This window comes from Paenibacillus arenilitoris, assembly GCF_014705655.1.
Taxonomy (GTDB): Bacteria; Bacillota; Bacilli; order Paenibacillales; family Paenibacillaceae; genus Pristimantibacillus; species Pristimantibacillus arenilitoris.
The window spans coordinates 1-23,554 of the sequence record NZ_JACXIY010000007.1 but is presented as its reverse complement, the minus strand read 5'-3'; the positions used below and the strand labels follow the sequence as shown (position 1 = coordinate 23,554).

Below are 23,554 nucleotides of genomic sequence, written 5' to 3'. Positions count from 1 at the left end.
ACCGATTCGTGCCTCAAACCGACACACTTCCCGCCGCCGCATTGTTGAAATTCGTTATTGCAGATAAACTAAATAGAGGCAAGGAAAGTTACATCGCCGCAAAAGGTGGGAGCTTAACATGTACAGTATATTGCTGGTGGACGACGAGGCGATTGAGCTGGAGACGATCGAGCATTACGTGCCATGGGACCGGATTGGAATAGCGGTTGCCGGCACGGCGCGCAACGGCAAGGAAGCGCTTGCCCTGCTGGCCGAGCTGAAGCCGGACATCGTCCTGACGGACGTCCGCATGCCGATTATGGACGGCCTGGAGTTCGGCAGGCGTGCGAAGCAGATCGACCGAAGCGTGAAAATCATTTATTTGAGCGGGCATAACGAATTTCAATATATAAAAGCGGCTCTAAATATTGAAGCGGCAGGCTATCTATTGAAGCCGATCGACATGGAGGAGCTGACCGCGCTGATCGAGAAGGTGAAGAAGAAATGCGAGGAGGATCAGCTGGCCGACCGGAGCGGGGACTGGCTGCGGGAGAAGCTGATGATGCGCGTCATCCGCGAGACGAACGCGGAGAAGCGGCTGGAATGGATCCGCAAGCTGGAGCTTAGCGCGCCCGATTTTGCGCCGAACTGGGCGTTTGCCGCCGCGTGCGTCACGTTCGACGCGCCGCCGGCGGCCGGCGGCGGAAGCGGACAGCCGGCCTTGGATGACGAGGCCGATCGGATCGAGACCGTTCGCCGGCTGGCGGAACGGCTCCCTGGGCCCAGCATCGTCGTCGAAACCGCGCCGGACGCGGCGCTGATCGTGTATCAATGGAACGACGACCGGGAATCGCTCGTCTGGACGGCCGATTATTGGGAGCTGCTCCTTCAGGAAGCCGGCGATGCGGCGGCGGCGCACATGACGGTCGGCTTGTCCGCCCCGCGCCGCGGCTTTCGCCAATTGTGGGACGCCTACGCTGAGGCCGCGGCGTGCAACGAAGAGAAGCTGTACCGGGTAGGCGGCTCCGTGATCGCGCCCGATCAGGTGCTGCCCGCGGTGCAGCGGGACGTCGATGCGGAGCAGCCGGCCGCCCGGCTTGCCGCGGCCATTCAATCGGGCGACGCCGACGAGGCGCGGCGGCTGCTCGGCGAATGGTTCTCGGCGATAAGGGAGGAGCGGATCGAGCGGAATTTCGCCGTCCGCGCCGTTATCCGGCTATTAACCGCGCTGGAGCAGCAGTTCCCCGCCTTCCTGGCCGGCTCGCTGAAGGAAATGCTGCATGTCGACCACTGGAAGGAAGTATCGTCCATGAAGACGCTTGCCCATATGCACGCGTACGTCGCCCATTTCTGCGGGGAGCTGCTCAGGGCAGCCGGCGAGCGGGACGTCGACCGCAACCAGGCGGTTGCCGAGCAGATCGTGAGGCTGATTCAGGAAAGGCATCATCTTCCGCTTACGGTCGAGGATATCGCGAAGGAGGTTTATCTATCCCCGAACTACATTCGGACGATCTTCAAGGAGAAGACGGGCGAGACGATCCTCGATTATTTAACGAAATTCCGGATGAACCGCGCGGCCGAGCTGCTGAAGGACAAGAGCCTCAAAGTGCGCGAGATCGCCCATAACGTCGGGTACGAGAACGTCTCCTATTTTTGCTCGGTCTTCCACAAGCACAGGGGAAGCACCCCGAACGAATATCGGAAAATGTATTTATAGGCTGGAGTGAGCAAGCATGAGAAGGCTGGCCGGCCTGCTGACGAGGCCGATTAACAATTTGCGGCTCCGGGAGAAGCTGTTCCTTATGTTTCTGCTCGGCGCCATCATCCCGCTGCTGTTCTTCGTGACGTATTCCTACGACACGATCAAGGGCGAGCTGTCCGACCAGATGTATTCGAACACCGTCTCGTCGGTCGCGCAGATCAACTCCAACCTGGAGAACAAGCTCGATACGTATACGAAGCTGTCGGCGACGCTTTATTTGGACAACAACCTGCGGGCCTACTTGACGAACAATTACGCGGAAGAGCCCACCTTGTTCGTCGATGCCTACAAATATATCAACAACACGTTCGTGAACATGCTGACGACGAATCCGGACATCCACAGCATGTCGGTGTACGTGAGCAACGACACGCTCCCCGCCGACGACTTGTTCGTGAAGCGGATGGACGACAAGTTCAAGCAATCGCTTCCTTACCGGGCGCTGAAGAATACGTACGGCAACGTCCGGTTCGTCACGACGCCGCCGGTGCCCGACCAACCGCCGATGTTCACGCTCGCGCGCATGCTGAATATTAGCAATCTGAACAATACGTACGGCGTTTTAACGATTAATATATTGGAATCGGACATTTTCCGCCTGATGGAGAAGGAATCGCAGGACAAAACGGTGCTTATCGTGAACGAGAAGGGCATCATCATGTCCGCAAAGGACAAAACGATGCTGAGCCGCCCGCTTGCGGCCTACTTGCCGGACAGCCTGCCGGACGCCGGTCAAGGGCGGTTCGACAGCACCTATATCGGCGAGGATATGCTGGTCGTCTACAACACGACCAAATTCGGCTGGAAGAGCGTCTCGCTCGTCCCGTACAACAGCTTCCTGTCCAAGGCGAACGAAACGGCCAAGCGGATCATCCTCATCGCCTTAATTAGCTTCGGCGTCATGGCGCTGCTTATCTATATTACGGCGAGACTGTTCACGAAGCGCGTCGAATATTTGGTCGGCATGATCCGCCGGATCGAGCGCGAGGAGTTCGATCTTATCGATATCCGGCCGCTCGGACGCGACGAGATCGGCCAGCTCGGCAACGTGCTGCGGAAGATGACCGGCAGGCTGAGCAGCTTGATTTCCGACGTGTACAAGAAGGAAATCGACAAGAAGGAAGCGGAGATGAACGCGCTGCAGGCGCAGATCAACCCTCATTTTCTATATAACACGCTGGCGTCCATCTCATCGCTCGCGATCCGCAACTCGGACCCGCGCATGAACAAAATGGTGACCGACCTCGCCAAGTTTTACCGGATCTCGCTGAACAAAGGGAAAAGCCAAATTTCCGTCAACGAGGAGCTTCAGCTGACGAAATATTACGTGGCGATTCAGCAGGTGAGATTCGCCGATCTGCTGCGCGTCCATTACCGGATCGACGAATCGGTGCTGCCGTGCCCGATCGTGAAGCTGACGCTGCAGCCGTTCGTGGAGAATTGCATCAATCATGCGATATGGGACGATAAATGCGGCATCAACATCATCATTAAAGCGTACCGCGAAGGGCCGGACATCGTGCTCAAGGTCATCGACGACGGCATGGGCATGCGGGGTTGCGACAAGCGCGAGCTTCCGGAGAGCGGCAGCGCCTTATCCGGCTACGGAATCCGCAACGTGGACAACCGCATCAAGCTGCTGTTCGGCGATTCCTACGGCGTATCGGTCTACAGCAGGCTCGGCATCGGCACGACGGTCACGATCCGGATTCCGGGACGATGAGCTGCCAATCTACCAATATTTTAGCAATGATTTGCAGATGAATCCTTGGTATAATTCCAAAATTGGAATCATCCAAGGAGGATTTGTAAATCAAGTGAATCGTAAGCTAGGCAAAATCGCAATGGCGACCGCCGCAGCCGTCTTCGCAGCAGGCCTGCTCGCTCAGGGTACTTCTGCAGATAATAGGCTGCCTTTTCATGATATCAGCAATAGCTATGCACGTAATGAAATCATAGACTTATATAATAAGAAGATTATAGCCGGCACTTCGGCTTCAAGCTTCTCGCCTACCCGCTCGATGACGAGGGCCGAATTTATTACGGCGATGGACCGTCTGCTGAAGCTTGAGCCCGTCGCAAGTCCGGTATCTCCCTACGCCGACGTTGCGAAGAACGCTTGGTATTACGGCTGGATACAGGCGGCCGTTCAGCTTGAGCTGGCGAGCGGCACTTCGGCAACGACGTTTGCCCCGGCTAAGCCGGTTACCCGGCAGGAAGCGGCCGTCATGTTGGCCAAAGCGTTAAAGCAAACGGGAAATGCGGCCGCCAACGTCATAACCTACAAGGATAAGGGTCAGATTGCCGATTGGGCAATTCCTTCCGTTGCCGCTGTTCATGCGCTTGGGCTTATGAAAGGCGATCGTTCCGGCACATTCCGGCCAACCGATCCGATGACGAGGCAGGAGGCGGCGAGTCTGCTCGCGCGCGTGCTGAAGCAGGACGGCTGGGAGGCGGAACTGAAGGCTAAGCCGAATGAGCGAATTGCAATGGGGTGGCAATACGGTCAGACGACGGCGCAATATAAGAGTACGATCGTGAAGTCGAATGTGAACACCTTGTCCCCTCGTTGGTACTTTGTGGGAAGTACGGGCGCCGTATCGGATTCGACGGATGCCGCGCTCGTTGCATGGGCGAACAATAACGGTAAAAAAATATGGGCTATGGTCGGGAACCGCTCCGATCAAGAAGCAACCCATCAGCTGTTGTCCAGTTCGTTGGCAAGAACGACGGCGGTTACCCAACTGGCCGCGCGGGTGAGTCAATATGGGATCGACGGACTCAATATCGATTTTGAAAATGTCGCGCCCGCCGATCGTTCGGCATTCACGAAATTCATCACGCAATTGGCTGCGAAGCTTCATGCCATGGGCAAGGTGCTGTCGGTCGACGTTTCTCCCGATCTTGGTACCGACTGGACGGAAGCGTTCGACTACGCCGAGCTTGGCAAGCAAGCGGATTATATGGTGTTAATGGGTTATGACGAGCATTATGGCGGCAGCCTGTATCCCGGGCCGAACGCTTCGCTTCCTTACGTTCAGAAAGCCGTCAAGACGATATTGAAGTCCGTATCCGGCAAGAAGGTCATTTTGGCTCTGCCCTTCTATAATCGCGACTGGTCGTTGAAGGCGAACGGGACCGCTGCTTCCTCTGCGTTCGTGACGTTAACGGAGCAAAATCGGCTACTCGGCAGCTATTCGCTTAAGCCTAAATGGGATGCGTCCCTAGGCCAGTATGTGGTCAGTTATTCGAAACAATCCATCAAACATATGATTTGGATTGAGGACGGCCGTTCATTGATCGCGAAATACAACTTGGCGGTTAAGCACGGCTTAGCCGGCGTGGCCTATTGGTACATAGGCGGGGAAAGTCCGGATATATGGACGAGCATGAGGAACGCGGCGAAATATTACGATTATTCGTTTAAAAAATAAAATGGCCTGAGATTAGATATAGGCCTGCTCCTATCGATAAAATTAAAAGAACCACCATTATTATTAATGGCGGTTCAATTTACATTCAGTATATAACTACTTCGTTGCGGCAACCTCACGACGAGCATTCAACACCTGTTTCCGAGCGGCTTTGCGAAGCTCTAAATTATGCTGTTTACGTTCGTTCGCCATGTGCGCCTTCATCCCGGCTTTTACTTCCTTATGAGCTTGAACAAATAACATGGCTGATTCCTCCTTCTATTACCAGAACAATGCCTACTTTTGACTAGTAATCTATCTACTACAACATTACCATATTTTCACTTGATTGAATAGAGGTCGACGTTTATTGCTTATTCCGCTTCTTTTTTGCTTTCAGCAGCATAGTCTCGTGCTCATGTCGTTCCTGCTCCATGTGATACTTCAAACCTTTCTTAGCTTCAAGATGCAATTTGCGAAACAACAATGACCTAGGCTGTGATGACTTGTCCATCTCCTGCACCTCCAATAGCAGAATCTTTCTACTATTTTAATTGCAGGATTGCCTCGTTATTCCTTGTAGGAGTAGAAATCAGCAAATTTAACCCAATCATGAACAGTACTCTCCGCCATACCCGGGAAGAACACCTCGATCTCGGTTGGAATGCCGAAATTAGGCTTGGAATTATCCCAAAGCACGTAAGCATCGAACAAATCCTTCAGTTTGATGAAAGATTCTCGCACCATACGATGGGATCGAACAATCTCTTCTCTTGGGACGACACGCTCCGTTTTCTCTGCCCTGAGAGCTTCACGTTCAAGAGCGATATGTAACGGAGCGTGTACGACAACGGCGATTGTCGCATATCCTTTCTCCTTTACATTACCTATAAGTTCTTCATACCAATCAGCATCCTTCATCGTTGCGTCAAAAACAATGTGCATCCGCTCATTTAAAGCTAACTGAAGTGCAAGCATCGCGATATCTCCGCTTTCTTCATGCACAAGACTCGCGGCCGTATTAACATTGACTTTTTTCAACTCTGCAAATTCAGGAATAAGCTCTTTGATGTCGTCACAATCAATTACGGCTATTCCTCCATTATTTGCGTAGCTCTTGATGTACAACTTCCGAACCGTAGACTTTCCTACTGCGGTTCCTCCACCCATGAAAATGACCTCTGGAGAATCTTGACTCTCTGTTCCTCTGAGAATTCTTTCTGCAATGTTTCTATGTAACATCTGTCGCTCATCTCTGTACCGCCCCTGGTTATCCGCATTCAATTGTTTTGTTGACCTTTGCGTCACACAACCACTCCTGGTGTATACGTTAGTGTAGATTATTGTATTTTGAGTTCATATTGGATTATGTTTCTATTATACCATCTTCTTATTTTCAGGCTACTAAACCTATCTATTCTTGGAGAGTTCTTTAAATAAGTGCAATGTGAAGGTAAACGGCGAATCTAATGTATAAAGTGCAATGTAGAAAAAACGGGACAGCCCCTCAAGTAGAATCAACTACTTGGGGACTGCCCCGTTTTGCGCTGCCGACGTCTTACTTCGCCGTAATTTTGTACAGCATCGATTGCGCGCCTTCCAAACTAACCGTCAATTGCTCTTTGGCTTTGACCGGCTTATTCGTCCACAAATTGGTGACCGTCACTTCGGAAGCGCCCAAAATGCCAGCCCGCGCGAGGTCGACGGTTTTCGTCGCGGCATCGAACGTATAGTTGAAGACGGCCAAGTAATAGTCTTTCTTGTCCTTCAGTACGAATACGTCCGCGGCGGCCGTTCCCGTGTTGCCTTCGACCGGCCGGAACGCCTCGCCCTTCAGCGCGACCGCGTTCACCTGCTTGTTCGTAAGCAGCTTCTTCATATAATCCTGAGCTACAGGATCGCTTACGTTATCGGAATTCAGAAACACGGTGCCGGAAATGACGGCGGAGTTGACCCGCGTTTGCGCCGCGGCCAGGGAACCGCCCTTCGCCAGCGTCATATAATCCGGATCGGTGTACGGATAGATCGTTCCGTTCTGCCACCAGCCGTACGTCAAATTGTTCAACTGGTACTCCGTTCGTCCGAGCGTGCCGTCGATGTCGCAGGAGATGCGTCTCGCATGCGCGTACTGGCTCGGGAACAACGGCGCGATCGACGCGCTGATGAACATTTTGCCGCCAAGCACCTTGTTGATATGAGCCATCCCTTGGTTGTAGGCTTCGATGCCCGTCTCCGCGTTCGGATCGTAATGCTTGCCCTCGAACGAGCCGTGGCTCAGGAAGTCGATCTTGATGTACTCGAAGCCGTAGTCGAGGAACCGCTTGAAGTAATATTCGACGCGCTGCTTCGAGCCGGGATGCGTCGGATCGACCGCGTAGGCGCCGTCCACCTTCGGCAGCGGATTGCCGTCGTTGTCCCGTAAAATAATGTCTCCGTACGTATACACGCCGTTCGTTCCCTCAACCGGCTGCTCCATATTGTCTCCCCAATAAACGAACGGCCCGTAGTAAATGCCCGCTTTTTGCCCGTTCTTGCGAATGACGGACACCGCGTCCTTCAGCTGCCGCTCGGTAAGGTTGTCCCAATACGAGTCCATGTTGATGTACACGTTGCCTTTGTTATTGAAGGACGCTTTCTGCAAATTCGTCTTGAAGAAGTTCGACACGTCCACGACCTTGTCGTAGCTGAGCCCGCTGTCGTAAGCGCCCCAGCTGTTCCAGCCGACCGGCACCCCTTTCGGAACGCCCTTCCCGAACGCAAGCGGCGGCGCGACTGCCGCATTCGCCATGCCGAAGCCTTCCAGGCCGTCGCGGTAATCGTCGTAGTAGCCGACCATAATTTGAGGGGACGAGAGCGTCTTGCCCGTCACGATGCCGTGCGGAATCGTATCGTGCGTCGACGTCGCCGACGAGAAGCCGCCGTATACTTTCAGCTTGTTCAGGCGGTCGTCCGAGCCGCTCCAATAAATGCCCGTTTTCCACGTATCATGCGTCACGGAGCCGATGACGAGTCCCTTCCGGCTGCCGTTGTCGTAGATGGCCGTCAGCTCCGAGCTGACGTAATTGTTGTTGTTCAGGCTCGTATTGATCGTGCGCGCCTGATACCTCGACCACATGTCGTTGTCGAACGGCGCGATGAGCACGCGGTTATCCGAATGGCTGCCGATATCGATGCCGCCCTTCGCGTTCAAGACGAGCGGCGCCATATCGTTCGAGCCGATGACCGAATCGCTCTCGACCTGCTGGCTCACGAGGAAATAAGGCAAGCCGTCGTAAATATGGTAAATTTGCTTCATGATCGGCAGGCCGGACTGCTTGTTCGCGATCGTCACCTTCACGCCTTTGCCATGCCCGTCCTTCACCCGCTCCACGCTGCCGAGCGTGAAGACGCGCTCCTCGTATTTGCGGCTGTCGAGCTGCTTGCCGTCCAGCTGGACGCTGGCGTAAATGCCCTTAACGACCGTCTTGCCGTTCCAATCGTAGGCGGCAAGCCCGATTTCCGTATTATAGGTAATTTTGTATTTGCCGTTCGAAACGGTAAGCCCCTTCTCGTGCTCGGCTACCGTAATCGAGCCGAACTTGGCGGAATCGAGCTTATCGCCGATCTTGCCGATCTGATCGACGTTGCCCGAATCGTCTTCCGGCGGCTTGGCGGCGATAATTTCGATTTTATCGATATCCGGCGACCAGCCCCCGTTATCGTCGAATGAAATCGCGTTGCTGCCCTGCCGCAGCTCCAGCTCGATGCCGTACTCGCCAAGCGTGTCCCAGTTCGCCGTCTGAGGCGGCGTATACGTCTCCGCTTCCCCGTCGTTTACCCGGATCGCGACCGGGCGGGGGTCGCCGGAAATGTACGACAGCTTCATCGTGTAGATGCCTGCGGCAGGCACGGTGACGTCATGGAATCGGAGCGTGGAGCCGCCCCACAGGTCGCCTACCTTCTTGCCGCCGGAGCAGCCCGTAGCCGGCTGGCACGCCTTGACCGCTGCGTTGCCCGTCATGGAATTCGCCGCTGCCTCCGCTTCGTACGCTTGTCCTTCGCCCGGCTCGCCCGGATCCGTACCGCCGTCCGAGAGGCGCAGCTCGATCTTATCGATATCCGGCGAATACCCGCCCTCGTCGTCGAGCTTGATCGTATTGTCGCCTTGCCCCAGCTCCAGCTCGATCTCGTACGTGCCGAGCGTATTCCAATTCGCCGTCTTCGGCAGATCGTAATGGTCGCCCGCTCCGCCATTCACGCTGACCGCCATCGGTCTCGGGTCGCCCGAAATATAGTGCACCTTCATGACGTACACGCCGGCGGCGGGCACGTTCACCGCATTGAACTGAAGCGAAGAGCCGCCCCACAGGTCGCCGACGAGCTGATTGCCCGAGCAGCCGGCGGCGGGATCGCAGCTTTTGACCGCGGCTTTGCCGCTCAGTGTGTTAACGGAAGCCTCCGCTTCAAACGAATAGACGTCGCTTTGCGACTCCGCTTGTCCTTCGGCGAACGCCGCGGATCCGTATGCCGCCGTCTGCAGCAGAAGCAGCATCGCCAGCATGATAAACAGGCCTTTGCCGTACTTCCATGAACTAGCCATCATGTTCCTCCTTCATGAGCTTATGAAATGTAAAGCGCTTACTTCCATAAGTGTAAAGGGGGATACGACCGGCAAACCAGCCAAAAATGTTACGATTCGTACTCCAAAACAACGAACTTTAATGCTATTTCCTTTCCGGTCGTTACTATGCTCAAAAGAGGGTTCGATAAAGAAATTTGACATTGCAGAAAATATAGAGCTGAAAGTCAGATCGGACCGGCACCTAATACGACGATTTTATGTGCAGGCTGAGGGTTTACGCGGAAAGCGCCTTGCCTCCCGACACTAATTACACCCAGTATCGCATTCGCCTGAAAAGATACTTCAAACTCGCTTCTATTTGATTGCAGAAGGCGTTACGAATGTATGTGTCGTTGATATCGATGTACCGTAAACGTTTATGGTAAGATCGTGCCGGATGCTGATGTTTTTGTCGATCCTAATACTTTATTCCAACGATGCCGAATCCGACGAAGGATTCGGCTTATTTTTGCTCTTACCCTGACGCGAATAATTTCCGGATTTCCAAGGAAATCTAGTAGAACCAATAAAAGTTGATTGTTGGAGGACTTCTGCAATGACGACGCGGCTGCGAAAAGGGCTGACCGGCAATACTACCGCTTTTGACGATCCAGTTAGCGAATACGCGGAGAAAGCGCTCTCGGATGACATCAATCAAAATAAAACCATCATCGAGCAGGCTTTTCAAAGGTGCTCGGACTTGGTATGCCGCATTATTCGTAATCAAGACCAAGTCGATAAGCCCAAGCTTCTCATTGCTTATTTAGGAACTTTGGCAGACGAACCGAAGGTGAGAGAGCAGATCGTTATACCGCTTTCGACAGATCAACGGGAAAGGTTTGCCGTAGAAACGGAAGCCTATGAAGACGAATCGATGCCGGCCGCCAAAAAGGTCGTAACGTCGAAATGGGCGGAAATTATCCGACTTATTCTTCGCGGTTATGCTGCCGTATTCACCGACGGCGAGGATCGCGCCGTTTGTTTTGCGGTGGGCGGCATGCTCAAAAGATCCATCGACGAACCCGCATCGGAACCTGTGATCCGGGGGTCCAGGGAAGGCTTCATCGAAAGACTGCCCGTCAATGTCGGGCTACTCCGCCATTATATTCGTACCCCGCGTCTGAAGATGGAAGCATTCGCCATAGGCGATTTGACGGAAACAAAGGTGCTCGTTGCCTATATCGACGGACTTGCCGACGATTCCGTCGTTGATCAGCTGCGAAAGAAAATCGCTTCCATCCAAATCGACGGCATATTGGAAACCGGTGCTCTCGAGGAATTGATCGTTGACGATCCATTCCCTATTTTTCCTCTTGTGCTGGCAACGGAGAGGCCGGACGCCGTTGCGGGGAGCTTGCTTGAAGGCAGAGTCGCCGTTCTGGTCGATAATACTCCCTTCGTTCTGGTCGTGCCCGTTACGTTCTGGACCGGTTTGCAGGCAAGCGAAGACTACAATCTTCGCTACCCTGTTGCCACGTTCACAAGGTGGATAAGGTTTATCTTTTTGTTCATCGCCATTTTCGCTCCTTCCTTCTTCGTTGCGGTAACGTCTTTCCATCAGGAAATGATACCGACCAGCTTGCTGCTGAGCATCGCTTCCGCCCGGGAGCCCGTGCCGTTCCCGGTCATGATTGAAGCTTTGTTAATGGAAATTATGTTCGAAGCGTTGCGGGAGGCGGGCGTCCGATTGCCGAAGACGATCGGACAGACGGTAAGCATCGTCGGCGGACTTGTCATCGGGCAGGCGGCGGTGCAGGCGGGCCTTATTTCGACGCCCATCGTTATCGTCGTATCGACTACCGGCATTGCGGCCCTTCTCATTCCGCGATTTACTTATGCCAACGGCGTCCGATTGCTGCGGTTTCCGATCATTCTCTTGGCGGGATCGCTTGGCTTATACGGAATCGCGCTCGGTTTTATGGGCATTTTGCTCTATGTCGTTCATTTGAAATCGTTCGGGGTTCCTTACTTTACGCCGATAGCCCCCTTTTCGCTCAGAGCCGTGAAGGATGTTTGGACTCGCGCACCCAGAAAGAATGGCCGCGGCTTATCCGCCCCCTCTCGCGAAAGCGGGGTAAAGGCGCAGCTGCAGGACGGAGGAGGAGAGTAGTTGAAGTGGGGGATAACGATCGGGATGCTGCTTGTTCTGCTGATCAATACCGGCTGCTGGGATCGCGAGGAAATCAATGACATAGGCTTGGTCATGGGGACCGGGCTGGATCTGGCGGACAACGGCCAAATAAAGGCAACGATTCAAATCGCCGTACCCGCCCCTTCCTCTCAAACGTCAGGGGGAGCCTCGAAAGAAACGGAGAAGTTCTTTCTCATTTCAGCGGTTGGAAAAAACGGGATTGATCTTGATCAAAAGCTTCAGCAGAAAATGTCCAGAACGTTATTTTTTTCGCACCGCAGTGTTATCCTGATCGGAGAAGATATGGCCAGGAAAGGCCTCAATGATATTTTGGATACATTCAGCCGCAATCCGCGAAACCGATTGAAAACGTATGTGCTGGTCGTCAAAGGGATGAAAGCGGAGGATCTGCTTCGCGTCGAATATCCCTATGAGCTTGCTCCCTCCGAAGGGTTGAAGGAAATGGAATTGCTTCTCGGAGAAGGAACGGTCGTCACGCTGCGCGATTTTTTCATTGCGTCGGCAAGCGAGGGATTGTACCCGACGACCGGAGTGTTGGAGCCGGCGCTCATTCGCAAGTCGGGCAAAAAAGGCAATGAAAAGCTGTTTCGCATAAACGGAACGGCCATATTCAAATCGAGTAAATTGGTCGGTTTTTTGAATAATACGGAGACGCACCAATATCTTTGGTTCAAGAAAAACAAGAGGACGGATAAAATCGTTGCCGACCTGCCGGGCGGCAAAGGAAATGTCGGTTTTATCCTCACCTCCGGCAAATTTAAAATCAAAACCGTTGCCGCAAGTGATCCGCTGAAATTTCATGTCGGCCTGAAAGCAAACGGGAATATGTTTGAGAACAATTCCTCTCTTGACGTAACCGACTCGAACAATCTCGAGATTATTAAAAAGGCGCTCGAAAATCGGATCAAGCAGGATATGGATGCGTTTTTGCGCAAAATTCAAACCCAGTACAAAACGGATATCGTCGGCTTCGGCCAGCAATTGCAAAGGGATAACCCCAAGAAGTGGCGCACGGTTGCGAAACAGTGGGACAGGCACTTTGCGGACGCTGAAATTTCCGTAACGGTGAATCTCTCCATTCAAAATACCGGGGCGATCGGGCCCTCGCTTCAATTGAAGGATAAGGAGATCGTGAAGTGATGATCATCGTCCCGGCTGTATATATCCTCTGTCTCGGCGCTCTCGCTTTCATTCAAACCCGTCGCTTATGGAACGGGAACGAGAAACGGGAGGCATGCATCTATGCGTTATCCATGACCGTCTCCGCCATCGTAGGAGCGCTGCTGATCGCGGACGTGAAAGTGCCGACCTTTGTCCTCCCGTACAAAATCGTATTCGAATCGATTGGAAAATCGGTTTTGTCCCGTTAATGCTTCACGATTTTTGCTTTGATCACAGCTACGGCAAGCAGCAGCAGCGGCAGCAGGCTTTGCGTAAAGAGAGCCAGAATCGGAAATGTGAATGTAATCCAGGCTTCGAATTCCGCGGCATTTTTGAAAATCCAAACAGAACCGACAGCGGACAGCACTGTGATCGGCAGGACGGATTTCCGGTAGTTTTTCGCCCCGAAAAGCTGGGTTGCGCTTATGCAGAACATATAGAGCAGCATTGAAATTTTAACGAAAATGCCCAGTATCCAGATTGTAACGGCGATCGCTTCCAGTCTTTCCAAAGGTCCGATGATACTGGTATATTTAATGACGTCCAAAAAAGCGAACTTCATCCTTGGGGTAATCGGACCGAAAACCATAATCCCCAGCAAGTCGACCACCATGATCAGGGCGACGATGCCGCCGAGCGCAGCCAGCAATTTTTTGCGGACCTTCTCCGGCTTCTCTTTCAAGTGCGGCAGAAACCATCCCAAAAAATAAAACTGGCTCATCCAGGCGGATGGAACGACCGATCCCCGTATGACCGGAACGAGTCCCTCCCCGAGCATTGGGGTCAATCTGGCGGGATCCGCATCCCGGAGCGAAAAGATGAAAATCGGAATAAGAAGCACCAGGACGATGAGCACGATGACCTCATTGCATCTGCCGATCGTTTCAACGCCGGCGAGTACGGCAAAGCCGCAAAGCAACAGCATGGTTGCCATCAATACGAGCGGAGGCGTATACAGCAGGAGATTGGTGTTCAGAAATCCGGCATGTTCGTTTACGGTGCTTGAAATAAAGAAAAACAAATAGTAAGTGCAATAAAACCCGACAAGCTTGCCCGCCCATTTCCCGCAAATCGCGGTCGCGTACTGCATGATCGACTGACCGGGGTAACGCCTCGCCAGAGCGGTCATCACATAGATATTGACAATTCCCGTAAGCGAAGCGGGAATAATGGACATCCATGCATTTTGTTTGGCGAAGGACACCATGATTCCAGGAACGGACAAGATGAGGGTTGAAACGATGAAGGTAAAAAACAGCAAGCTGATTTGAGCGCCAGATATTTTTTCATTGGAAAGCAAGCTTTGTTTCTCCTCCCCGCACAGCTGGTTATACTATATTCTCCCAACCGAGGGCGCTTTAAACGCTTTAATCACCAATAAGGCCGAGCCGAAGACCGAACCGCTCGCGCCGATGCTGCCCGGCGTATCGACCGCGCGTAACCCGAAGTTCCAATGCGGACACTACCTTTCATCCCTAATCGATTCGTCCATGGTCCGCACTTTTGCTTCTTCTTCCTGCAAGAAAATGCTTGCAAACCGGGCGTTTAGTCGTTAGAATCGACAAGGGCTTACATAGACAACCTACATCATCGAAGGAGCGCGTCATCAATGAAAAAAGCAATCGGGGTTCTCGACAGACCTCCAATCGGAGCAAGCATCATGCTCAGCCTGCAGCATCTGTTCGCCATGTTCGGCTCAACGGTGCTCGTGCCCAACATCCTCGGCGTCGATCCGGCGATCTGCCTGCTCATGAACGGAATCGGCACGCTGCTTTATTTATGGATCTGCAAAGGAAAAATCCCCGCTTACCTGGGTTCCAGCTTCGCCTTCCTCGCTCCCGCGGGCGCCGTTATCGGCGATCAGGCCGCGGGAGGCGGAAGCTATGCCGCGGCGCTCGGCGGATTCATCGCGGCCGGCGTCATCTTCACGATCGTCGCCATCATCATTCAGGCAGCCGGCACGGGCTGGATCAACGTCGTATTCCCGCCCGCGGCCATGGGCGCCATCGTCGCCATCATCGGCCTCGAGCTCATTCCGGTAGCCGCCAGAATGTCGGGGTGGATCGCGCCGCAGGACGCGGATCCCGCGACATGGTCGATGGATCCGAAGATCGTCACGCTGTCGACGGCCACCCTTGCCATAACCGTGCTCGGCTCCGTCCTCTTCCGCGGCTTCATGCGCATTATCCCGATCCTGTTCGGGATCGTGTCCGGGTATGTGCTCGCTTATGTCATGGGCTTGACCGACTTCAGCGGCGTAGGCAAGGTTGGCTTCGTACAGCTGCCGACCTTCACCTTTCCTTGGTTCGAGCTGACCGCGATCATCGCCATCGCGCCGGCCGCCCTCGTCGTCATCGCCGAGCATATCGGGCATCTGGTCGTAACGGGCAATATCGTCGAGAAGGATTTGTCCAAGGATCCCGGCCTCCACCGCTCCATGCTCGGCAACGGCATCTCGACGATCCTGTCCGGCTTCGTCGGCTCGACGCCGAACACGACCTACGGCGAGAACATCGGCGTTCTGGCCATCACGAAGGTATACTCCACCTTCGTCATCGGAGGCGCGGCGGTCATTGCGATCGTGCTTTCCTTCTCGGGCAAATTTTCCGCGCTCATCTCCGGCATACCGGGGCCGGTCATGGGCGGCGTATCGCTGCTGCTGTTCGGCGTCATCGCCGCTTCCGGCCTGCGGATGCTCGTAGAATCCAAAGTCGACTACGGCAAGCCGACGAACCTGTTCCTGACGACCGTCGTTCTCGTCACCGGCCTCAGCGGCGTGAAGCTGACGATCGGCGACTTCTCTCTTACCGGCATGGCGCTCGCGACCGTGGTCGCCATTGTGCTCAGCCTGCTGTTCAAGCTGTTTGAAGTGACGCGTCTCTCGAACGACGTCGAAGCTTCGGGTCATTAACAAATCGAAGGGCTGCTCCGCAGGTCGTGAACCTGACGAAGCAGCCCTTTTCGATTAATGATCCGATAACCGCGCTTTATTCCTCCGTTTCAGACCTTTCCTTACGATCAGCCCGCCAAGCAAGCCTCCCAGCCCGATGAACAACCATTTCAGGTAGCGCTCGACGAGCGCGAACACGTGCTGCCACTGCTCCCCGAACAAATAGCCGATTCCGAAGAAGACGATCACCCACAATACGGTGCCCGCATAGGCGTATATCGCCACGCTGCCGTAAGGGACGCGGATGATGCCGATAAAGTAGCCGATAAATTGCCGGATCCCGGGAATGAAGAAAGCGATCAACAGCAGCTTGTTGCCGTATTTGTCGTAGTACCGCCGCGTCTTCTCGATGACCGCCGGCTTTAGAAACAGCCATTTGCCGTACCGCTCGATGAGCGGCATGCCCAGCCTGTATCCGATCAAATAAGTAATCGTCACGCCGGCAAGCGCCCCCGCAATGGCCGCGGCAACGGCTAAGGCCGGCTCCAGCACGCCTTTGTAAGACAAAAAGCCGGTAAAGGTCAACGTGCTGTTGCCCGGCGGTATCGGCAAAGCGATAAAATCCAGAGGCAATCCGACGAATAGTACCAGATAGCCGAATTGCTCAAACAACCGTTCCACCATTTCGATCACATTCATGCGCAAACTCCTCGCTTTGCTCTTGGTCGCCGAATAAACTAGCTTCCTCCATCATAAAGGGAGGAGCGCTCCTTCGAAATTGACTAGAGTCTGTCATTCGTGCTCGCCATTGGTCCAAGCCGCAGCCAGGACCCGAGTCGGGGAGGATGGCTGGTTATATGCGGATACCGGGCGCAAACCCGTTCCCTGGAACATAGCATAAATCAGAAAGGAGGGATGCGGGCATGCCATCATACCGCATCATCGTCGATCTGTCCGACCGCAAGCTGCATCTGCTCGACGGCAATACGGTCGTCCATTCCTATCCCGTGGGGATCGGCAAAATGGTTACGCAAACGCCAAGAGGCGAATTCACGATCGTCAACAAGCAGAACAATCCCGGCGGCCCGTTCGGCGCTTTCTGGATGGGATTGTCCAAGCCGCATTACGGCATTCACGGCACGAACGACCCTTCCTCGATCGGGAGGATGGTATCGGCCGGCTGCATTCGCATGTACAACGACGATGTTCTCGCCCTGTCCAAGCTCGTTCCGGTTCGTACGCGGGTGACGATTCGGGAATGATTCTTCAGGGACCGGGGCCGCCGGACGATTGGGCTTGTCCTGCGCGCGGGCTCCTAAGCCTTCACAAATAAATGTCCATAACAAATAAAAATCCGTCCTGTTCCTTATGCCGAGGAAATGCTTCACTAGTTGCGAGCGCCTCTTTATAAACGGCGCCAATACGAAGTGAGGGGAGTTTTAACGTTCATGAGAATGAAATTCCGCAAACTGACCGTACGAGGCTTTATCCTGCTGCTGCTCGCCATGCTGGCGATCCCGCCGGGCATGGCGGGCGCGGCTACGCACCAAAGCAACTTTTACAACGTGATCTACCAGGACGGCGCGGATCCATGGGTTTACAAACATACGGACGGCTATTATTACTTCACCAAAACGACTGGCGGCAACGTGACGATCTGGAAGTCAGCCTCCCTCACCGGCCTCGACGCCGGCGTCTCCCGCGTGATCGAGACCGGCTGCTGCGGCATATGGGCGCCGGAAATCCATTACGTGAACGGCGCTTGGTACATTTACTACGCCAAGGACGACGGGGATAACGTCAACCACCGTATGTACGTCATGGAGAATACTTCCCCGGATCCGATGCAGGGAACATGGACGTACAAGGGCCAAATTACCGACCCGACGAACAAATGGGCGATCGACGGCACCGTCCTGCAGGTCAATAACGAGCTCTATTTCATCTGGTCGGGCTGGGAAGGGAACACGAACGTCAGGCAAAATTTATACATCGCCCGTATGAGCAACCCCTGGACGATCGACTCGAACCGGACCGAGATCGCCAGGCCCGTGCACGGCTGGGAGACGAACCATTCTCCGCATGTCAACGAAGGGCCGCAGGTCATCGTGCGGAACGGCGTCATCAGCCTCGTCTACTCCGCGAGCGGCAGCTGGACGAACGATTACTGCCTCGGTCTCATTACCGCAAGCACCGGCAGCAATTTGCTTCAGGCTTCGTCCTGGAGCAAGCGCAGCCAGCCGATCTTCAAATCCGCGAACGGGCTCTACGGTCCGGGCCACCACTCGTTCACGAAATCGCCCGACGGCAAGGAGGACTGGATCCTCTATCACGTTGCCAAATACAATAACGCCGGCTGGAATCGGGAAATCCGCGCCCAGAAGTTTACCTGGAACGCCGACAACACGCCTAATCTCGGCGCTCCCGCCAATCCGAACGCCCCGATTGCGGTTCCGTCCGGCGAATCGCAGCGCGTCCGGTACGAGGGCGAGGAAGGGACGTTCGGCGGCATCGCCTATGCCTCTTCGAGCGCGACCGGCTCAGGCGGCAGCAAGGCGGGACATATCGATACCGCGAGCAGCTACGTGCAATTCTCGGTGTACGCGGCGGCGGCGGGCGAATACATTTTGTCGGCGCGGACGGCCAACGGCACGGCCGGCGGCGGATGGTCCACGCTGACGCTGACCGTTAACGGCTCGTCGTCGCCTTTCTACGTGACGAACAAAGGCTGGGAAAATTGGGGATTGTCCACGAAGCGAATGACGCTGAACGCCGGCTGGAACACGATTCGGTTCGGCAAGGGCGACGGCTACGCCGAGCTCGACTTCTTCGACCTTACGCCGGCAGCGCCGGCCGCTTTGACCGGCGGCGTCTATAAGCTGATTAACCCGAATAGCGGCAAGGCGATCGACGTCGCGGGCGGCGGCACGGCGAACGGCACGAACGTGCACATCTGGGACGATTTGAATAATACCGCGCAGGAGTGGCGGATTACGAGTCTCGGCGACGGCGCCTATACGCTCGTCAACACGAACAGCGGCCGGGCGCTCGACGTCGCGGGTACCGGTACGGCGAACGGCACGAACGTGATCATCTGGCAAAACTTCGGCGGCACCCCCGCCCAGCGCTGGGCGTTCATATGGACCGGCAGCAGCTATAAGCTCATCAACCCGAACAGCGGCAAAGCGCTCGACGTCGCGGGCGGCGGCACGGCAAGCGGCACGAACGTGCAGATTTGGGACGATCTGAACAATGCGGCGCAAGCTTGGACGCTCGTTTATAAGTATTAAATGAAGAAGGGCAATCCCGCCGGTATGTCGGCGGGATTGCCCTTCTTTTTGCTGGAGGTCCGTCCTCGTTCAATTATTGATCGATTTCGGTTTCATTACCATGTTGATTCGGAACAGGATTTACATTCGTAAATTCGTTGACATCGTTAAATGAGACAGATCCGTCTGCATTAACGGTCATTTCGAACACGATCCAGTATATTTCGCTTCCGGTACCGGACGGTACCGCGTATACTTTCGTCGGCGTCGTAACCGGGCCTCTGTATACTTCTATTTTTGCCTCGGATGCTTTGATCGTGCTTGTCCCATAGTAATGATGCACATAAAATTTATAAGTTCCCGCAACATCCTGGCGGATTGTCGTTGTTTCGGGACCGTAGGAAGTCGTATCGTCCAAATCCAAATCGACGACAAGCCCGTCTTCAAACCAGTATTGCTGATCCGCATACCAAGTATGGAACTGTCCGCCATCCAATGACGGGCCGATGAGATGGGAGTCCAAGTCCTGAGGATCCTTGCCCCACGTCAGCACGATTCTTGTCTCGGATGCGTTCGGAATGCCAATCGCCGTTTGGTGCTGGTCCATGTTTTTTACGTTAACCGCCGAGACCCCGATTAAATATGTCGTGATGTACGGCGTGCTCCCTCCGCCCAGTTCACCGGTATAAATACCCGGCTCCAGGTAGATGAAGTAATTTCCGTCCGCATCGGTTGTCGCAGCGCCTACCACCGTGCCCGTCTTCGCATTCAGACCTTTGCGGAATTGGATCGTCAATCCCTGAACGGCTTCGCCCGCCACGTTTTTAATATGGCCGCCGAACCCGGTCAATTTGATCTGTCCGCTTTGACTGCCCGCGAATTTGGTTTTATCCGCATCGGAATCTACGGTAATATACAGTGTAGAACCGTAAGTATTCACCGGATCGAAGGTAATGCGACCGTTGCTATATTGAAGATTTTGCAGTTCATATGCCGCTCCGTTAAGCGTAGCGCTAACGATAAAATGCTCGGCGCCCAACTCTTCCGGCGAACCGTCGAAAGTGATGTCGATCGTGCCGTTCGACACCTGTACCGACGAAATCGTTGGATAGGCTTCACCTGGCTTATAGACGTTCACCGTTACCGGAACTTTTATATTGTAAGCGCCATAGCTTGCATTAATATAAGTAGTGCCATCGGTTTTGGCCTTTACTTTGCCGTACACGACTTCCGCAACGGTATCATCTTCACTGCTCCAAGCCGCCGCAAGCGTAATATCCTTCACACTGCCGCTGTCCTTAATGCCCGTAAACACGATCTGCTTCGTCGCGTCAACCGCCGTTAATTCGAATTCCTCCGGCGTGTATACAGTGCTTGTAACCGTAGGATCCGCTTCAATTACCGGCTTGTTTGCCAAGTCATCGAAGTTTACGCCGTCCACGTTGACCTGTGAGGATTGGATCGTTCCGGATCCCGTAAAGGATACCACAGCATCGACAATCGCTCTTGTCACGACAGCGCCGGCGTCCAGATTGAACGTAGCATTCAGTGCTTGCTCGAAAACAGAAATCTCGCCGATTGTTGCGTTAGCAGCCAGATTGATTGCCACCTGCTCCGCATGAACACGAATCGAATCAAACGATCCGTTGAACGTAACCTCGGCATTGTGAGGAACGGCGCTCGTCACCTCAACCGGTCCGATCTCTCCGACTGCTGCGGATGTTTCAATAAGCGCTCCCGATTCAAGCTGGATTTGCTGGACGTTCGTACCGTCCTCAAGCACAAGGCGAATGCTGCCATCGCTCTTGTTCACGATAACCGTCGCGAGAATCGAATTGACGACATGAATACTGTTCGCTCCACCGCCCAGTACGCTCGTTTCACCTGCTACCGTTACATTGTCGAGAGTTACGTCGCCCTCCCCTATCCCTTCATTGAGCAGAAGATTTCCGGCAATCGTTGTATTTCTTAACGTTACGCCCGGGACGTTAATGTTCACATTTCCGCTTACGCTTCCAAACGCATATTCACCTGGCGCGTTGACCGTTTTCGAATCCGAGCCCGAGCCGGGATCGCTGCCTCCACCGCCCGGCTGGGAAGGCGAAGTCTCTTTGACGGGCTTCTCTTCTTCTTTCGTCAACAGCTTCACTTGATCTTCGTATACGGCCCTGTTAACAACGAACTCATAAGCCAGTCTTGCCAATGCTTGACGATCTGCGCTACCGGACGGATTAAATTTTACGGTGCCGTCCGCATTCGCGACTCCTTTAATGAATCCGATTTTGTAAGCGAAGGAGACCGAGGCTTTCGCCCAATTCGACACTTCAGTCAAATCAGTGAGACGCTCGTCAAGATCCGTCTCCTCTGCCGTTTTCGCCCATCCGAATGCCCGAACGAAGAACACGGCCAGTTCCTCTCTGGATACGGTTTTGTTAGGAGAAAATGCATCGGATGAAGTTCCTTGCGTAATGCCGGACTTCACCAACGCTCCTACATATCCCGCAAACCAATTGCCGCTTTCAATGTCCTTAAACCCTGCAGCGCCTTCGGCATCCTGCGCGAGTCCTAACGACAACACGAGTACTTTGGCAAGCTGAGCGCGCGTCATCGAATCGTTCGGCTTAAACGTGCCGTCTTCGAATCCGTCAATAATGTTCTTATCGACCAATGCGGCAATCTCGGCTTTCGCGTAAGACTGTTCGATATCCGATAAGGACGCTTCAGCCGATTCGGCTGACTCAGCCGCCAGAGCGATATAATTCGTGGAAATAACGGATAAAATCATCGCAAAAACAAGCAACACGGATATACGTTTCCTAAAGGAACTGCTTACCAATCTGACTCTCTCCCTTTATTCGATTTTTTTAAGGTGAAGCTTCGCCATCGAGTGATGGCCGAACTTTGGCGATAGCAATCCCTCCTTTTTCTGTATAAAACTGTACACTACACTTACAACAGGATAATAGTAACATGAAATATAAAATTTACAATACAAAAAAATGGGTATTTCGTCATATTCAGAGTCTTTAGTCCTTAGAAATCGACAGAAATCTCGACTCTTCATTTGCAAATTAAAGGGTTAAGTATTCGTTAACTGGAAATTCGAGGGAGGATGCGAACCTGAAACTTTTGGAGAACGCAAAAAAACCTTTGCTTCCGCAAAGGTTCGTTCATCGTCGTTATGGTGCGGTAGAGAGGACTCGAACCTCCACGGGCGTACGCCCACTACCCCCTCAAGATAGCGTGTCTGCCATTCCACCACTACCGCACATATTGTAAAATTCGGATCGGTCATCCCGTTCGCTTCGAGGGTGAAGCAAATGGTGAGCCATGTAGGACTCGAACCTACGACACCCTGATTAAAAGTCAGGTGCTCTACCAACTGAGCTAATGGCTCTTAATGCGGCTGAACATAGCCCAGAAAGCTTGTTCGATCCTGAATAAAAATGGTGACCCGTAGGGGATTCGAACCCCTGTTACCTCCGTGAAAGGGAGGTGTCTTAACCCCTTGACCAACGGGCCTTATCGATCATCGTTGTCACGATTTCCTTGAGACAACAAAAATGATTATATCAGCTATTTCGCTATTGCACAAGTCCTTTTCCAAAAAAAATTACCCGCTTTCGACGTTACTCCGCAGCTGCCGCTTTGAACACGTTGTCCAGCTTTTCATCATCGTTCAGCCTTTTCTTCAGCGGCACTTTAACGTCCCTTCCCAGCTCCTTGAAGAACGTATCGACGTCGCATTCCACTTGATCGATCAGAACGGTCAGAACGCCGCGTTCCACGACTTCTTCATTTCCTTCAGCCGGTACCGTGACTTCGATCGCATACTTCTTCATCAGCGTGTTGCTGTAACGCCCGAAAATTTCGAGCAATTCCTCATTGCTGAACTTCCCGATCGCAGCCCGTCCTTTGTTCGTAAAATGCAAGTTCATCTTCATGGTTGCAGCTCCTCGCTTGTAATGAAGTCTGTCTGGTCGATACGAGCAACGAATAATGAAAAAGCCACTCTCTAATCAGACGATGATCTGAATATAAAGTGGCATTAATTATAAACGAATGATCAAAAAACAAGTTATGGTGCGGTAGAGAGGACTCGAACCTCCACGGGCGTACGCCCACTACCCCCTCAAGATAGCGTGTCTGCCATTCCACCACTACCGCACGTTTTGTAAAATTCGGATCGGCCATTCCAATTCGCTTCGAGGGTGAAGCAAATGGTGAGCCATGTAGGACTCGAACCTACGACACCCTGATTAAAAGTCAGGTGCTCTACCAACTGAGCTAATGGCTCTCGATGTGACTGAACGCAAGCTCAGAAAGCC

General features: G+C 53.6%; 16 protein-coding genes, 5 tRNA genes and 1 pseudogene. 10 read left to right on the top strand and 12 right to left on the bottom strand.

Features of this window, described 5'->3' with window-relative positions:
• The first annotated feature begins 118 nt into the window (after window positions 1–118).
• The 3 genes from IDH41_RS05405 to IDH41_RS05395 all read left to right on the top strand — a co-directional run bounded on the left by IDH41_RS05405 (window position 119) and on the right by IDH41_RS05395 (window position 5,175).
• Window positions 119–1,696, top strand: coding sequence for a response regulator (locus tag IDH41_RS05405; RefSeq protein ID WP_190859006.1), 1,578 nt, complete (start codon window positions 119–121; stop codon window positions 1,694–1,696).
• Window positions 1,697–1,712: 16 nt separating this feature from the next.
• Window positions 1,713–3,464 carry a cache domain-containing sensor histidine kinase gene (locus IDH41_RS05400; protein ID WP_190859004.1) on the top strand — a complete coding sequence of 584 codons (1,752 nt, stop codon included), beginning with the start codon at window positions 1,713–1,715 and terminating at the stop codon, window positions 3,462–3,464.
• Window positions 3,465–3,558: 94 nt separating this feature from the next.
• Window positions 3,559–5,175, top strand: coding sequence for an S-layer homology domain-containing protein (locus IDH41_RS05395; RefSeq protein WP_317890683.1), 1,617 nt, complete (start codon window positions 3,559–3,561; stop codon window positions 5,173–5,175).
• Window positions 5,176–5,271: 96 nt separating this feature from the next.
• Here IDH41_RS05395 and IDH41_RS05390 read toward each other — a convergent pair whose 3' ends face one another.
• From IDH41_RS05390 to IDH41_RS05380, 3 genes are all read right to left on the bottom strand, one after another.
• Window positions 5,272–5,418, bottom strand: coding sequence for a hypothetical protein (locus IDH41_RS05390; protein ID WP_190859003.1), 147 nt, complete (start codon window positions 5,416–5,418; stop codon window positions 5,272–5,274).
• 306 nt (window positions 5,419–5,724) lie between these two features.
• Window positions 5,725–6,462, bottom strand: coding sequence for a zeta toxin family protein (locus tag IDH41_RS05385; RefSeq protein ID WP_190859001.1), 738 nt, complete (start codon window positions 6,460–6,462; stop codon window positions 5,725–5,727).
• 250 nt (window positions 6,463–6,712) lie between these two features.
• Window positions 6,713–9,733, bottom strand: a complete 3,021-nt coding sequence (locus tag IDH41_RS05380) for a carbohydrate-binding protein (RefSeq protein ID WP_190858999.1) — start codon at window positions 9,731–9,733, stop codon at window positions 6,713–6,715.
• 577 nt (window positions 9,734–10,310) lie between these two features.
• On the opposite strand from IDH41_RS05380, the gene IDH41_RS05375 reads away from it, so the two are divergent.
• Genes IDH41_RS05375 through IDH41_RS05365 form a run of 3 tightly spaced genes read left to right on the top strand, consistent with a single transcriptional unit; the run spans window position 10,311 to window position 13,276 of the window.
• Complete coding sequence (locus IDH41_RS05375) at window positions 10,311–11,864, top strand: spore germination protein (protein WP_190858997.1); 1,554 nt, start codon at window positions 10,311–10,313, stop codon at window positions 11,862–11,864.
• Window positions 11,865–13,046, top strand: a complete 1,182-nt coding sequence (locus tag IDH41_RS05370) for a Ger(x)C family spore germination protein (protein WP_190858995.1) — start codon at window positions 11,865–11,867, stop codon at window positions 13,044–13,046.
• On the top strand, window positions 13,043–13,276 hold the full coding sequence (locus IDH41_RS05365; RefSeq protein WP_190858994.1) for a hypothetical protein: 234 nt from the start codon (window positions 13,043–13,045) through the stop codon (window positions 13,274–13,276). The genes IDH41_RS05370 and IDH41_RS05365 overlap by 4 nt, the downstream gene beginning before the upstream one ends.
• On the opposite strand, the gene IDH41_RS05360 is transcribed toward IDH41_RS05365, so the two are convergent.
• Entirely contained in the window at window positions 13,273–14,367 is a 1,095-nt protein-coding gene (locus IDH41_RS05360) for a GerAB/ArcD/ProY family transporter (RefSeq protein ID WP_190858992.1), read from the bottom strand. The genes IDH41_RS05365 and IDH41_RS05360 overlap by 4 nt on opposite strands.
• A gap of 309 nt (window positions 14,368–14,676) precedes the next feature.
• On the opposite strand from IDH41_RS05360, the gene uraA reads away from it, so the two are divergent.
• Window positions 14,677–15,978, top strand: a complete 1,302-nt coding sequence (gene uraA / locus IDH41_RS05355; protein ID WP_190858991.1) for a uracil permease — start codon at window positions 14,677–14,679, stop codon at window positions 15,976–15,978.
• Between the two features lie 54 nt (window positions 15,979–16,032).
• Here the strand turns inward: uraA and IDH41_RS05350 are convergent, their stop codons facing one another.
• A complete protein-coding gene (locus IDH41_RS05350) occupies window positions 16,033–16,656 on the bottom strand; it encodes a DedA family protein (protein WP_190858989.1) in 624 nt (207 codons plus the stop codon).
• Window positions 16,657–16,880: 224 nt separating this feature from the next.
• On the opposite strand from IDH41_RS05350, the gene IDH41_RS05345 reads away from it, so the two are divergent.
• The 3 genes and pseudogenes from IDH41_RS05345 to IDH41_RS31740 all read left to right on the top strand — a co-directional run bounded on the left by IDH41_RS05345 (window position 16,881) and on the right by IDH41_RS31740 (window position 19,247).
• Window positions 16,881–17,219 (top strand): L,D-transpeptidase, encoded by a 339-nt coding sequence (locus IDH41_RS05345; protein ID WP_190858987.1) that lies wholly within the window; start codon window positions 16,881–16,883, stop codon window positions 17,217–17,219.
• A 192-nt stretch (window positions 17,220–17,411) separates the two neighbouring features.
• Window positions 17,412–18,803, top strand: a pseudogene (locus tag IDH41_RS05340) (family 43 glycosylhydrolase); the annotation flags it as partial.
• 12 nt (window positions 18,804–18,815) lie between these two features.
• Window positions 18,816–19,247, top strand: coding sequence for an RICIN domain-containing protein (locus IDH41_RS31740; RefSeq protein WP_263364556.1), 432 nt, complete (start codon window positions 18,816–18,818; stop codon window positions 19,245–19,247).
• A 73-nt stretch (window positions 19,248–19,320) separates the two neighbouring features.
• Here the strand turns inward: IDH41_RS31740 and IDH41_RS05335 are convergent, their stop codons facing one another.
• The 7 genes from IDH41_RS05335 to IDH41_RS05305 form a co-directional block, all read right to left on the bottom strand.
• Window positions 19,321–22,029, bottom strand: coding sequence for an S-layer homology domain-containing protein (locus IDH41_RS05335; protein ID WP_190858976.1), 2,709 nt, complete (start codon window positions 22,027–22,029; stop codon window positions 19,321–19,323).
• 379 nt (window positions 22,030–22,408) lie between these two features.
• Window positions 22,409–22,494, bottom strand: a tRNA-Leu gene (locus IDH41_RS05330).
• 53 nt (window positions 22,495–22,547) lie between these two features.
• Window positions 22,548–22,623, bottom strand: a tRNA-Lys gene (locus IDH41_RS05325).
• A gap of 50 nt (window positions 22,624–22,673) precedes the next feature.
• Window positions 22,674–22,748, bottom strand: a tRNA-Glu gene (locus tag IDH41_RS05320).
• 107 nt (window positions 22,749–22,855) lie between these two features.
• Window positions 22,856–23,170 (bottom strand): hypothetical protein, encoded by a 315-nt coding sequence (locus tag IDH41_RS05315; protein WP_190858974.1) that lies wholly within the window; start codon window positions 23,168–23,170, stop codon window positions 22,856–22,858.
• A gap of 137 nt (window positions 23,171–23,307) precedes the next feature.
• A tRNA-Leu gene (locus IDH41_RS05310) sits at window positions 23,308–23,393 on the bottom strand.
• Between the two features lie 54 nt (window positions 23,394–23,447).
• A tRNA-Lys gene (locus IDH41_RS05305) sits at window positions 23,448–23,523 on the bottom strand.
• Window positions 23,524–23,554 lie beyond the last annotated feature (31 nt).